The sequence below is a fragment of the Actinomadura sp. SCN-SB genome, assembly GCF_043906805.1.
Lineage (GTDB): Bacteria > Actinomycetota > Actinomycetes > Streptosporangiales > Streptosporangiaceae > Spirillospora.
The window spans coordinates 1-12,098 of the sequence record NZ_JBIMPP010000070.1; the positions used below are offsets into that span (position 1 = coordinate 1).

Below are 12,098 nucleotides of genomic sequence, written 5' to 3' on the forward strand. Positions count from 1 at the left end.
CAGGCTTCGCTCAAGCCCGGCTTATGGGGACAAGGTTAAATTCAACTCATGCCGTGTGTGAGGAGGACCCCGGCGTGCCGGCCCAGATAGTCGTTGTCGATGACGACGAGGCGCTTCGCAACGCGGTGCGCCGCGCTCTGCGACTCGAGGGTTACGACGTCGAGCTCGCCGCCGATGGAGCGGCGGCGCTCGATCGCCTTGCCGGGCTGAAGGCGGATCTCGTGGTGCTGGACGTGCTCATGCCCGTCCTGGACGGCGTCACGGTGTGCCGCCGGCTACGCCAAGGCGGCAACCGAACACCCATTCTCATGCTCACGGCACGCGATACGGTCGCCGACCGGGTGGTCGGTTTGGACGCAGGAGCCGACGACTACCTGACCAAGCCGTTCGCCCTCGAAGAGCTGCTGGCCCGCGTCCGCGCCCTGTTGCGCCGCAGCCACTCCGAACACGACGGCTGTCTACACGTCGACGACCTGGAGCTCAACCCGCGGACTCGGCAGGTGACGCGTGGAGAGCGTCCCCTGACGTTGACCCCCACCGAGTTCGCCTTGCTCGAACTGCTGATGCGCAATGCCGGGACGGTGTTGCCTCGCGACGCGATCCGGGAGCGGGTGTGGGGAGTCGCCGCCCCCGACGGGTCGAACACGCTCGATGTCTATGTCGGCTACCTGCGCCGCAAGACGGAGGCGGGAGGTGAGGCACGCATCGTCCACACGGTACGCGGAGTCGGATTCGTGCTGCGCGGCGGATGACGTTGCGCACCCGGGTCACGCTCGCCGCCGGGTTCGCCGTGCTTCTCGCGGTGGTGACGGTGTCGGTCGGCGTGTACCTCCTCGTCCGAGACAACCTGCGCGACCAGATCGACGAGTCGTTGAGCCGCCGCCACGGCGACTCCGCGGAGCAGCGCGATTTCTCCCACGGCACTTCGACGGCGCCCGATCATCTGCCGCTGATAGAGCAGGTCTTCATGCAGATCGTGGACCGGGACGGCGACGTCGTCTCACGGTTCGACGACCGTCCCCTGCCCATCACCGGCGACGTGCTCGCCGTTGCGCGCGGCGAACGCGAGGAGACCTTCTTCGACGCCGAAGTGGACGGCACATCGGTGCGGGTTTACGTCACCTCATCGGAGCAAGGGACGGCGCTGCAGGTCGGCCGGTCTCTGAACGAGGTCGAACAGGCACTGAGCCGACTGGTGTGGACCCTCATCGCCGTCTCCGTCGCCGCCGTCGGCTTGGCCGCGGCGATCGGCCGCATGGTCGCCGCCACCGCCGCCGCCCCCGTCCACCGGGTGGCCGAGGCCGCCGAGACGGTCGCCCGGACGGGAGAACTCTCCCATCACATCGCCGTTCCGGGCGGAGACGACCTCGGCCGTCTCGCGGCCAGTTTCAACACGATGCTCGACGCGTTGAGCGAGTCGTTGAGCAGGCAACGCCAGCTCGTGGCGGACGCGTCACACGAGCTGCGGACGCCGCTGGCGACCGTGCGGACCAATGTGGAGGTCCTCGCCCGTGCCGATGAGCTGGTCCCCGACGACAGGGCACTGCTCATCCGGGAGACGGTCGCACAGGTCGAGGAACTGACCGGGCTCGTCGGGGACCTGGTGGAGCTGGCCCGGGGCGATGGCCAGGAGGAGCCGTTCGCGGTCGTCGATCTCGAGGAGATCGCGCGGCGCGCCGTCGATGCCGCCGAGCGCAACCATCCCTCGATCGTCTTCCGGGTCGACAGCGCCCCGACCCTGGTCCGCGGAGCGCCCGGCCGGATCGCGCGGGCGGTGTCGAACCTGATCGGCAACGCCGCCAAGTGAAGTCAGTCCAGGGCCGAGGTCGAGATCGGCGTTCGCGACCGCACGGTGACCGTAAGGGACCACGGCCCGGGCATCGATCCCGCCCACCTCCCCCATATCTTCGATCGCTTCTACCGCGCGCCCGAAGCCCGCACGATGCCCGGCTCCGGGCTCGGTCTGGCGATCGTCAAGCAGGTCGCGGACGGTCACGGCGCGACGGTCACGGTGACGACCGCTCCCGGCGGAGGGGCTTTGTTCAAGCTGCGGTTCCCGGCTGCGGGCACCGATCCCGAAGATCATAATGGAACCTCACGACCCTCTTAAGGTCGCCTCACAGCGGACTCAAAGTGTCGCGCTAAACATGAGCGAGACACATTGATGACCGCACTGCTCGGGGACGCGCACCGACCGCTAAAGACCTAGGGCGTCACAAAACCCGGCAAGAAAGAGGCGCATATGGCTGAACACCAGTTGATGCCCAGAGTGCCTATCTCGGTGAGGGCGCCCATGGTCGTTGCGCTCATCCTGGCCACGGTGCTCGCCGCGGCGGTGCTGCTGAACACCGCGGACATCGGCGGCGGGAACATGCAGGGTGGTGGCATGGACCACATGAGGGGACAGAACCAGAACCAAAACCAGAACGGGAACCAGCAACAACACCAGAGGATGAATCACGGAGGGGGCGGTCCGCATTGACCGTGTCCACGTCGCCACCAGATAAGCGAGGACCGGCATGAGCATAAAGACGGCCACCCCTTCACCGGATCGCACGCGCACCCTGGGCGCCAACCGCTCCTGGCGCCGCCGCCTTCTCCGCCACCACCTGCCGCTCGCGCTCGGGTGTGGCGTGCTCCTCGTCCTTTTCATGGGACTTTCGCCCTTCATCACGAGCGAATCACGCACCCTCGGCGACATCTTCGGTGGCACGTTCCCAGCGGATTCCCCAGGTCTCGCCGGCCAAGCCGGACGTCCCAATGAAAGCACCGGCCAAGTCCCCTTCTTCACCCTGAGTTTCGAACAGGGGGGCGCCTGGTTCCTCAGGCAGTCCACCACCGCCACGGGATACGTCGCCACCGTGCTCCTCGGGCTCACGCTCCTGATCGGGCCGGCCAACCTCCTGCTCCGCAAGCGGAATCCCGTCTCCAACTATCTGCGTCGCGACGCAGGGGCATGGACGGCCATCGTCAGCGCCGTCCATGTGGTCCTCGGGTTTCAGGTGCACGCCGAGATCATCAACTACTTCTTCAGACGCTCCGGCGGACTGCAGCTCAGCAGCTTCGGCCTGGCGAACTGGACGGGCCTCGCCGCACTCTTGATCGTGCTGGCACTGCTCTCCATTTCCACGGACGGCTCCATGCGGGAACTCAAGGCCAAGCGATGGAAGCACATCCAGCGCCTGAACTACGCCCTGTTCGCACTCGTGGTGCTCCACGCCTTCTTCTACGGCGCGCTGTTGCGTGCCTCATCCCTCTTCACGCTGATCCTGATCCTCACCGTCGCCGTCGTCCTCGTTGGACAGGTAGTAGGGATCGGGCTGTGGCGGCGAAGGTACGCGCGCTCCCCCAAGAGAGCCCAGCCGGCATGAGCACCACCCAGCCACAGCATGCCACCGCCACGAGATCCAGACCGCCGTTCGAAACGCCGCTGCTCGTCTCCGCGGCACGCTGCACGCTTCGCTACGTCGCGCTGCCGTTCGGCTTCCCACTGCTGGGAATCGCTCCGGGCGCCACACTCGACGTGGTCACAGGGGCCGCACTCGGTGTCCTCCTGACGCTGGACGTGATCGCCGCGGTATCCATCGTCGTCACGCTCCGCCGACTGTGGCGGGTCCAGCATCCCCGGCGTTGGCAGTACGTGCCGGTAGCGGCAACTCTCCTGATGCTGGTGGGCTACTTCCTCCTGAGCGACTTGCCCGCACCGCTCGTCTAGCATCCGGGCATCACTACTACATCGCTTCGTTGATCTGTTTTGGGCGCTTCCCACGGGTAGGGTGACTGAACGACGGCATGAACCTCACCGGCCACCAAAGCATCTACTAACTGAGACAGTAGTAGGGCGATAGGATCTCTACCCGGGGACGGCAAGGATGCGACTTCAGGAGATCGGCGGATCCCGCAGGCGGACGGTGGCGCCGATGTCGGCCCTCGCGGCGCTGACCGTCCTGGTCACCGCCTGCCAGAACGGCGCAGGAAGCGGCACGGGGAATTCGGGCGCCGCCGGCACGAAAGTGACCATCACGCCCGCAGGGGGCACGGTACGGCCTGACACCCCCATCACCGTGCAGGCCGCGGGTGGGAAGATCAAGGATGTCATCGCCACCGCCAACGGCCGGGGCATCGAAGGCGTTCTCAGTCCCGACAGGACCAGGTGGCGCTCACGCTGGACCTTGTCGCCCGCGACGCTTCACCAGGTGACCGCGACGGTGACCGGCCGGGACGGAAAGCCGGTCACCCGGCGCGGTTCCTTCACCACGTTGAGGCCGAGCCAGACCTTCCACGCGGACGCCCGGGCCCCCTTCAGCAACGAGAAGGTCGGTGTCGGCATGCCGATCATCCTCGCCTTCACTCGTCCCGTGTACAACCAGGCCGAGGTCGAGAAGGCGTTGGAGGTCAAGGCGTCCAAGACCGTGGAAGGCGCGTGGCGCTGGACCAGCCGGCAGGAGATCGTCTACCGGCCACGTCGCTACTGGACCCCAGGGGAACAGGTCACTGTGAAGGCGCACCTGAGCGGCGTGCGCGGCGCGAAGGACACCTATGGCGATCGCGACCTGAACCTGAGGTTCACCGTAGGGGACGAGGTGATCAGTACCGTCGACACCAAGGCCTACACGATGACCGTCAAGCGCAACGGCAAGGCCACGCGGAAGGTACCGATCAGCGCCGGCAGGGCGACCAAGCGTGCCTACACCACCACCAACGGCGTGCATCTGACCATGTCCAAGGAATACAAGGTGGTCGCGGACTCGGCCACGGTCGGCATCCCCAAGGGCGACCCCGAGTACTACAAGCTCGACCTCTACTGGGCCATCCGGATCTCCAACAGCGGAGAGTACGTCCACAGCGCCCCTTGGTCGGTGGCAGACCAGGGCAAGCGGAATGTCAGCCATGGCTGCGTCAACGCCAGCCCCCAGAACGCGGAGTGGTTCTACAAGCAGACGCAGCGGGGCGACGTCGTCGTCGTCACCGGAACCGACCGTGAACTCGAGTGGAACAACGGCTGGGGTTTCTGGCAGATGCCGTGGGAGCAATGGAGGAAGGGCGGCACGCCTCCCGAGTCCGCCGCTCCCGTCCGGCCGCCCACAGGCTGACGGCGAAGAACGAGCGATTCAGGACCCGCACCGAGCCACTGCGGGAAGTGTCCAGGCGCCGCGGCGAGCGGCGCCCGTCGACGACTCGGCCGCCTTCGCTCATCCAAGGTGCTGGCTCGACGAACCGGATTACCTGGCGTTCACCTGCGGGTCATCCTGGTCAAGGTCCTGGCCGCACCTGCCTGAGATGCTCGCGGAGCTCACTCTCGGAGACACTGCCATAGGCGAAGAGCCGTCCGTCCACGACTATCGCGGGCGCCGTCACCGCTCCCGCGTCCGCCGCGAGCATGCGGCCCAGCTCGGTGGCCATCGCAACCTCGGTCACGGTCAGGGAGTGATCGCGGGCCACACTTACCAGGATCCTCCTGGCGAGCGCGCTCAGCACATCGTCGCCCTTCGTGAGCAGGACCACTTCGGTCATGGACCGTCCCGTTCGATCACGCCGGCATCGAGCCACATCGCAAAGCCACCACCACGCCACCGAGTAGACCTGGGTTGGAGACTAAGGTAAATAGTATCTCAGGGATCGCCAGCTCATCACGGCATTGAATAGCACGACTTTTCGAGGATCCGGTGATAACCCGGAGGCCGCCGCCCGGTGAATATTCAACACACTAGCGAATTGCCGCGTAACCCCATTGGCATCACCCTGAGGCGTGCCAGCGTAGACGCCCTTCTTCCGCCTAAGTGAGAGGTGCCACGGGGCAGTCGGCCGCCCCGTGGCACCCATGGAGCGGGAGAGGGCAGTTCGGTGCATCCAACACCGCGAGCCCCTTGACATCACGGACGCCCTCTCGCGATGGGGAATCGCTCTCCATATACTATGAAGGATAGTATGTACGTCACTGGCCGTCCAGCTGGACGTGAACATTGAGAGGGACCGGTGAAGTTCACTGCCCCACGTCCCATCGACAGGGTTTCACATGGTGAGTTGCACAACGTGAGGCCTGGTTTCACGGAGCGTTGCTGGTTCGAAGTGCGATGTGAGCGATGGCGGCGGCGGGAAGCAGCACCGCAAAGGTCACCGCCATGGTGGTGGTCAGACCGAACGCGGCCTGAACGGTGCCCAGCGGGATGTAGAGAAGTCCTGCGATCGCGTTTCCAACACCCATCACCACGCCGGCGGCAGCCGCGGGTGCTTTGGGTGCGGCGTTCTGGGCGGCGACAATCAAGAGTGGCTGGCTTGCGTAGACGAGCGCACCCGCCGCGACTGCGGCCGCGATGAGCGGAACGATCCGCCCTGGCAGAAGCAGGACGGCTGCAAGCGGGAGCGTCGCGGTCACGAGCGAGACGGCGGTGGTGCGCGCGTAGCCGTACCGGGCCGCGACAGCGCCTGCGGCGATGGCTCCAAGGCCGGCGCCGAGAGAGAAGCCTCCCAGGATCCAGCCCAGCTGAGTTGCGTCCGGGGCGATGCCGTGCTCGGCGACCAGCCAGAGCGGGACGGCACTGGTGAAGGTGATGAACACCAGGCTGACCAGGGTTGCCGCCACCGTCAGCAAGCCGACGGGTCCGGTGACGACGCGGCGGTCGAGGAGCCGTCGGGTGAGGGATCCGGTGCCGTGCGGTCGCCAATCCGGCAGCAGGGTGAGGACGCCGAGAGCGAGGAGCAGCCCGGGCAGCATGAGCCAAGGGGTGACGCCCGTGCCGTGGGCGGAGACCAGGTAGAGGATCAGGACGGGCCCGGCGGCGAAGCCCGCCATACCGCCGGCGGTGAAGAGACCGACTGCCAGGCCTGGGTTCCTGGTCGTTCCTCCGCCGACGATGCTGGTCGACACCGGGTGCAACGCCGCGGACCCGAGCCCGCCCAGCGCGAGCAGGACCAGTACGAGGGGAATGCTGCCGGTGACTCCGACCAGGCTGAGTGAGACCGCTGCCAAGGCGACGCCGGCGCTCGCGACGTGGCGCAGTCCGGCGCGGTCGGCGAAGGCGCCCAGCAAAGGCTGGGTGACCGATGAGCTGATGCTGAAGACGGCCACGAGCAGTGCCAGGGTCGTGGTGCCGGCCGCGAACCGTGCCTGCAAGGTAGGCAGCAACGCGCCAAGGATCGCCGTCATGACGTCGTTGACCGCGTGCACCAAGGCCAAGTACGCAGCAATCTGAGTTCCCGACGACACGATGCCGGGACGGCTGATGACGTGGGGCACAGCTGCCTCCTCAGGTCAGGCCCGGCGCACGCCGATGGCCCGGGGGACGCCTGTCGGTCAAGGCCGAACTACCCCTACCCCGTATCTATTCCTCTACTGAGCAGCTGCCTGTCGGCCAAGGCGGAGCCGAATGTTCGCGTCCTAGTTGGATTGCCTAGCAAGGGGACTTGCGCGTTTGGTTACTACCCCCCTAGGGTATGCTGCCAGTCCTGAAACATACCCCCTAGGTGTATGGAGTGAGTTTCATGTCTCCCGCGTCGAATCAAGCCGCCTCACCACCGGCCTCGCGCCGTCGATGGGCCCTGGCCCTCATCGCGGCCGCCCAGTTCATGGTGATCATGGACACGTCGATCATCGGCGTCGCACTGCCGCGCATCCAGCAGGACCTCGGGTTCTCCCAGCAAGACCTGTCCTGGGTCTTCAACGCCTACGTCATCGCCCTCGGCGGCCTGCTCCTGCTCGGCGGGCGGCTGGCCGATCTGTTCGGCGCCCGCACGATGTTCGCCACCGGCTGGCTCGTCCTGCTGGCCGGGTCGGCGGTCGCCGGAGCCGCGGGCACGGTGGCCGTCGAACTGACCGGCCGTGCCGTGCAGGGCGCCGGCGCCGCGCTCATCGCACCCTCGGCCCTGACCCTGCTGATGATGCTGTTCGGCTCCCAACCCCGCGAGCTCACCAAGGCCCTGGCCCTGTACGGGGCGGCCGCCCCGGCCGGTGGCACCGCCGGAGTGTTCCTGGGCGGAGTCATCACCGAGTACGCCTCCTGGCCGTGGGTCTTCTACATCAACATCCCCATCGCCGTCCTGGCTCTGATCGCGATCCCGAAGCTGATGCCCGGCGGCGGTGGCGGCGCACGGGGCTCGGTGGACGCGATCGGCGCCCTCACCGTCACCCTCGGCCTGGGCGCCGTCGTCTACGCCATCGTCCGTGCTCCCGAGGCCGGGTGGGGTTCGGCCCAGACCTGGGGCGTCATGGCGGCCGGAATCATCCTGCTGGCGGCGTTCCTGGGACTCCAGGCCGCGCGCCGCGCACCGCTGATGCCGCTGTCGATCTTCCGGACGCCGAACCTGGCCGCGGCCAACCTCGCGCAGTTCCTGCTGGGCGCGGCGTGGATACCGATGTGGTTCTTCCTCAACCTCTACCTGCAGCAGGTCCTGGGCTACAGCGCCTTCCCCTCCGGTGCCGCGCTGCTGCCGATGACCGTCCTGATCATGGTGGGGATGATCGTGCTGGCGCCGCGCGCCATCGGCCGGTTCGGCCCCAAGGCGATCACCGTCGCCGGCCTGGCCGTCCTGGCGGCCGGAATGGGCTGGCTGTCGCTGCTCCGGCCCAGCGGCACCTTCTGGGTGGACGTCCTGCCCGCCTCCCTGGTGGCGGCGTTCGGCATGTCGCTGGCCTTCATCCCCTCACTGGGCACGGCCATCTCCTCGGCCCGTCCCGAGCAGGGCGGGCTGGCCTCTGGCATCGTCAACACCAGCTACCAGGTCGGCTCCGCCCTCGGCCTGGCCGCGATGACCGCCCTGGCCTCCGCCCAGGGAGCCGACCGCCTCGGTGACCTGCCCGCCCTCACCGACGGGTTCTCCGCGGCCTTCGTCGGCGCCGGCCTGATCGCCCTGGCCGGAGCCCTGCTGGCCGTACTGACCCTGCGCGCCCCACGGCAGAAGGACATCAGCGACCGGCCGGTTGATCACCAAGCGACGGGACGCCGCTGACATCCGCCACGGCCACCGATTTGCCAAGCGAAGGCACCGCCGGGCAGGGACCAGCCTCGCCCGGCGGTGCCGTCCACCAACTCCAAGGGAACCCCACCATGCGAAACCTGCGCCCGCTCGACCCGGCCGACGCCCCCGCCAAGTCCGCGGAAATCCTCAGCGACATCATCGACCGGCGCGGCGCCGTCGGCGACATGGTCAGCACCATGGCCCACTCCCCCGCACTCCTGCAGGGCTACCTCGACCTCTCCCGCGCCATGAAGCGCGTCAAACTCCCGCGACCGCTCAGCGAGAAACTCGCCCTGGCCGTACAGGAGTGGATCGGCTGCGGCACCTGCCTGGCCGCCCACACCGAAGCCGGACGCGCCGCCGGACTGAGCGAAACCGACATCACTCTGGCCCGGCAGGGCACCGCCACCGACACGCGGGAAGCGGCACTGCTGGCCTTCGCCGTACGCGTCCTGGCCGAACCCGCCGCCCTCACCGCCGATGACATGACCGACCTGCGCGAGCACGGCTGGAGCGACCGGATCATCGCCGAGGTCGTCGGCCTGGTCACCCTCAACCTGCTCACCGGCGCCTTCAACCTCGTCGCCGGCATCGAACCCACCAACGACGACACGCGCCGGGCCATCTAAAGACTGTCACGTAACGCCGGGCGGCTCCGTCCGATGATCTTTTGTGGCGCAGGTGATCACGGCTGCCGAGCAGGAGTGGATCGGCCCGTTCACGGGGTTGTCGGCCCGGCAGTTCCGCAGGCTGGTGCGGGTGGTGGCCGAGCGTGGCGGTGCGCAGATCGCCGATGGACGGCCCGGCCGTCCGTGGGCGTTACCGCTGGCCGACCGGGTGCTGCTGGTGGCGGTGTACTGGCGCACCAACCTGACCTTGCGGCAGGTCGGGCCGTTGTTCGGGATCTCCCACGCCGCCGCCCACCGCGTCGTGGACACCCTGTCTCCGCTGCTGGCCCTGGCCCCGGCGGTGCGCCGCGGCGCTGACCAGGTGTGCATCGTGGACGGGACCCTGGTGCCGCTGCGCGACCGCAGCCTGGCCGCGCGCAGCAAGAACTACCGCTACTCGGCCAACGTCCAGGTCGCCATCGACGCCGATACCCGCCTGGTGATCGCCACCGGCAGGGCGTTGCCGGGCAACCGCAACGATTGCCAGGCCTACCGCGACTCGGGGATGGACCGGAGCCTGGCCGGGCGGCATGTGATGGCGGACGGCGCTTACCGGGGCAACCTCGGCGTGATCATCCCTTACCGCAAGCCCCGGGACGGCGGCGAACTCACCGACTGGCAGGAAGACCTCAACGCAGTGCACCGCAGCGTCCGCGCCCGTGTCGAGCACACGCTGGCCCGGATGAAGAATTGGAAGATCCTGCGCGACCACCGTCGTAAGGCCCGTGCCCTGAACGACACCGTCGCCGGCATCGCCTTCCTGCACAACCTCGCCTCTACCGGCTAAGCCATCAACCAGTGCGCGGGACGGACATCACTCTTTTGGGAGGCGAGTTACGTGACAGCCTAATCGGAGCTAACGGGGCTGCCGTCCGGCAGACTCGGGCCCGGTAGCCGCCGGCGGGTGAGCACTCGGACAGCCTGGACTTTGAGTTCTTGCTAAAGATCGTGCCCCCACCGGTCGGCTGGGAGAACTGATCGCTGCTGGGATGTCGTGCCCCCGCCCGTCGGGTGGATGTGAGCACTGTTCGATTAGGTCGCGATGATTCTCCCGCGGGCTACGGTGCGGCGGTGGCCGATCAGAAGGGTGGAGGGGAAGCGTGCGTCTGTTTGTCGGAGACGACTGGGCCGAGCAGCATCACGATGTCGAGGTGATGGAGGTCTCGGGCCGGGTCCTGGCCAAGGCCCGTCTGCCTGAGGGCGTCGCCGGGATGACCCGGTTGCACGCGATGATCGCCGAGCAGGCTGGAGAGGATCATGCCGCTGAGGACATCGAGGTCCTGGTGGGGATCGAGACCGACCGGGGCCCGTGGGTGCAGGCGCTGCTCGCCGCTGGTTATCGCGTGTTCGGCGTGAACCCGGTGCAGGCGGCCCGGTACCGCGAGCGGCTCAGTGTTTCGGGTGCCAAGAGCGACGCGGCCGACGCGCACATGCTGGCCGACATGGTCCGGACCGACTCCCACCAGTTGCGGCCAGTGGCAGGGGACAGCGCCGAAGCCGAAGCGATCAAGGTGGTGGCTCGGGCGCACAAGACTCTGATCTGGGAACGTACCCGTCATACCCAGCGGCTACGCCACGCGTTGCGCGACTACTTCCCCGCCGCCCTGGAAGCGTTTGAGGACGTCGACGCCGCTGACGCTCTCGAGCTGCTGACCAAGGCTCCCGACCCCGCGTCCGCCGCCAGGCTGACCACTGCCCAGATCAGCGCCGCGCTCAAACGCGCCCGTCGCCGCGGTGTCGCCGAGCGCGCCGCAAGGATCCGTCAGGCGCTGCACGCCGACCAGCTGGGGCAGCCTCCGATCGTCGCCGCGGCCTACGCCGCCACGGTCCGCTCCCAGGCTGCGATCCTCGCCGTGCTGAACGAGCAGATCAAGGCGCTGCAGGGGCAGGTGGAGACCCATTTTGGGGCGCACCCGGCCGCTGAGGTCATCCTGTCCCAGCCCGGGATCGGGATGATTCTCGGCGCCCGGGTGCTCGCGGAGTTCGGTGATGATCCCGACCGGTACGCCTGCGCCAAGGCCCGAAAGAACTACGCCGGCACCAGCCCGATCACTCCCAGCTCCGGCAAGAGGAAGGTCGTCATGGCGCGATACGTGCACAACGACCGGCTCTTGGACACCCTCGATGCCCAGGCGTTCGCAGCCCTGACGGCCTCACCCGGCGCCCGCGCCTACTACGACCGGCTCCGAGCCCGCGACGTCGGCCATCACGCCGCCCTCCGCCAGCTCGCCAACCGTCTCGTCGGCATCCTCCACGGATGCCTCAAGACCGGCACCCCTTACAACGAAGCGACCGCCTGGTCACATCACCCAACATCGCTCGCGGCTTGACATCTAAGCCCCTGGGATGTCTTTAGGGCGCGTTTCGAAGTAGGTGGAGCCATTCGTGACGGCGGTGATGTGGAGGGTGGCCAGGTAGCGGACGGCGAGCGTCGTCCCGGCCGCCTGCCGACGGGCCCACTCTGCACTTGCCTCT

13 protein-coding genes are annotated in these 12,098 nt (G+C 67.7%); 11 read left to right on the plus strand and 2 right to left on the minus strand.

Annotated features, from left to right (window positions below):
- Positions 1–23 precede the first annotated feature (23 nt).
- The 7 genes from ACGWYJ_RS32030 (at position 24) to ACGWYJ_RS32060 (ending at position 5,093) form a co-directional block, all read left to right on the plus strand.
- Positions 24–752: a response regulator transcription factor gene (locus tag ACGWYJ_RS32030; RefSeq protein WP_395110210.1), complete on the plus strand. Its 729-nt coding sequence runs from the start codon at positions 24–26 to the stop codon at positions 750–752.
- Positions 749–1,807 carry a histidine kinase dimerization/phospho-acceptor domain-containing protein gene (locus ACGWYJ_RS32035; RefSeq protein ID WP_395110180.1) on the plus strand — a complete coding sequence of 353 codons (1,059 nt, stop codon included), beginning with the start codon at positions 749–751 and terminating at the stop codon, positions 1,805–1,807. The genes ACGWYJ_RS32030 and ACGWYJ_RS32035 overlap by 4 nt, the downstream gene beginning before the upstream one ends.
- Before the next feature lie 24 nt (positions 1,808–1,831).
- Positions 1,832–2,110, plus strand: a complete 279-nt coding sequence (locus ACGWYJ_RS32040) for a sensor histidine kinase (protein WP_395110211.1) — start codon at positions 1,832–1,834, stop codon at positions 2,108–2,110.
- Between the two features lie 183 nt (positions 2,111–2,293).
- Positions 2,294–2,482, plus strand: a complete 189-nt coding sequence (locus tag ACGWYJ_RS32045) for a hypothetical protein (protein ID WP_395110181.1) — start codon at positions 2,294–2,296, stop codon at positions 2,480–2,482.
- 37 nt (positions 2,483–2,519) lie between these two features.
- Positions 2,520–3,371 (plus strand): ferric reductase-like transmembrane domain-containing protein, encoded by an 852-nt coding sequence (locus tag ACGWYJ_RS32050; protein WP_395110182.1) that lies wholly within the window; start codon positions 2,520–2,522, stop codon positions 3,369–3,371.
- Positions 3,368–3,715, plus strand: a complete 348-nt coding sequence (locus ACGWYJ_RS32055; RefSeq protein ID WP_395110183.1) for a hypothetical protein — start codon at positions 3,368–3,370, stop codon at positions 3,713–3,715. Before ACGWYJ_RS32050 ends, ACGWYJ_RS32055 begins: the two co-directional genes overlap by 4 nt.
- A 157-nt stretch (positions 3,716–3,872) precedes the next feature.
- Complete coding sequence (locus ACGWYJ_RS32060) at positions 3,873–5,093, plus strand: Ig-like domain-containing protein (protein WP_395110184.1); 1,221 nt, start codon at positions 3,873–3,875, stop codon at positions 5,091–5,093.
- Between the two features lie 160 nt (positions 5,094–5,253).
- Here ACGWYJ_RS32060 and ACGWYJ_RS32065 read toward each other — a convergent pair whose 3' ends face one another.
- Positions 5,254–5,514, minus strand: a complete 261-nt coding sequence (locus tag ACGWYJ_RS32065) for a hypothetical protein (protein WP_395110185.1) — start codon at positions 5,512–5,514, stop codon at positions 5,254–5,256.
- Positions 5,515–6,046: 532 nt separating this feature from the next.
- Positions 6,047–7,237, minus strand: a complete 1,191-nt coding sequence (locus ACGWYJ_RS32070; protein WP_395110186.1) for an MFS transporter — start codon at positions 7,235–7,237, stop codon at positions 6,047–6,049.
- A gap of 245 nt (positions 7,238–7,482) precedes the next feature.
- Here ACGWYJ_RS32070 and ACGWYJ_RS32075 point away from each other — a divergent pair, with 245 nt between their 5' ends.
- The 4 genes from ACGWYJ_RS32075 (at position 7,483) to ACGWYJ_RS32090 (ending at position 11,953) form a co-directional block, all read left to right on the plus strand.
- Positions 7,483–8,946 carry an MFS transporter gene (locus ACGWYJ_RS32075; RefSeq protein ID WP_395110187.1) on the plus strand — a complete coding sequence of 488 codons (1,464 nt, stop codon included), beginning with the start codon at positions 7,483–7,485 and terminating at the stop codon, positions 8,944–8,946.
- Between the two features lie 98 nt (positions 8,947–9,044).
- Complete coding sequence (locus ACGWYJ_RS32080) at positions 9,045–9,584, plus strand: carboxymuconolactone decarboxylase family protein (RefSeq protein ID WP_395110188.1); 540 nt, start codon at positions 9,045–9,047, stop codon at positions 9,582–9,584.
- Between the two features lie 43 nt (positions 9,585–9,627).
- Entirely contained in the window at positions 9,628–10,410 is a 783-nt protein-coding gene (locus tag ACGWYJ_RS32085; protein ID WP_395110189.1) for a transposase family protein, read from the plus strand.
- Positions 10,411–10,729: 319 nt separating this feature from the next.
- Positions 10,730–11,953 carry an IS110 family transposase gene (locus ACGWYJ_RS32090; RefSeq protein WP_395110212.1) on the plus strand — a complete coding sequence of 408 codons (1,224 nt, stop codon included), beginning with the start codon at positions 10,730–10,732 and terminating at the stop codon, positions 11,951–11,953.
- Positions 11,954–12,098 lie beyond the last annotated feature (145 nt).

Coding starts and splice junctions, on each gene's coding strand:
- ACGWYJ_RS32060 (WP_395110184.1), top strand. CDS start 3,873: ATGCGACTTCAGGAGATCGGCGGATCCCGCAGGCGGACGGTGGCGCCG.
- ACGWYJ_RS32075 (WP_395110187.1), top strand. CDS start 7,483: ATGTCTCCCGCGTCGAATCAAGCCGCCTCACCACCGGCCTCGCGCCGT.
- ACGWYJ_RS32035 (WP_395110180.1), top strand. CDS start 749: ATGACGTTGCGCACCCGGGTCACGCTCGCCGCCGGGTTCGCCGTGCTT.
- ACGWYJ_RS32065 (WP_395110185.1), bottom strand. CDS start 5,514: ATGACCGAAGTGGTCCTGCTCACGAAGGGCGACGATGTGCTGAGCGCG.
- ACGWYJ_RS32045 (WP_395110181.1), top strand. CDS start 2,294: ATGGTCGTTGCGCTCATCCTGGCCACGGTGCTCGCCGCGGCGGTGCTG.
- ACGWYJ_RS32050 (WP_395110182.1), top strand. CDS start 2,520: ATGAGCATAAAGACGGCCACCCCTTCACCGGATCGCACGCGCACCCTG.
- ACGWYJ_RS32030 (WP_395110210.1), top strand. CDS start 24: ATGGGGACAAGGTTAAATTCAACTCATGCCGTGTGTGAGGAGGACCCC.
- ACGWYJ_RS32055 (WP_395110183.1), top strand. CDS start 3,368: ATGAGCACCACCCAGCCACAGCATGCCACCGCCACGAGATCCAGACCG.
- ACGWYJ_RS32080 (WP_395110188.1), top strand. CDS start 9,045: ATGCGAAACCTGCGCCCGCTCGACCCGGCCGACGCCCCCGCCAAGTCC.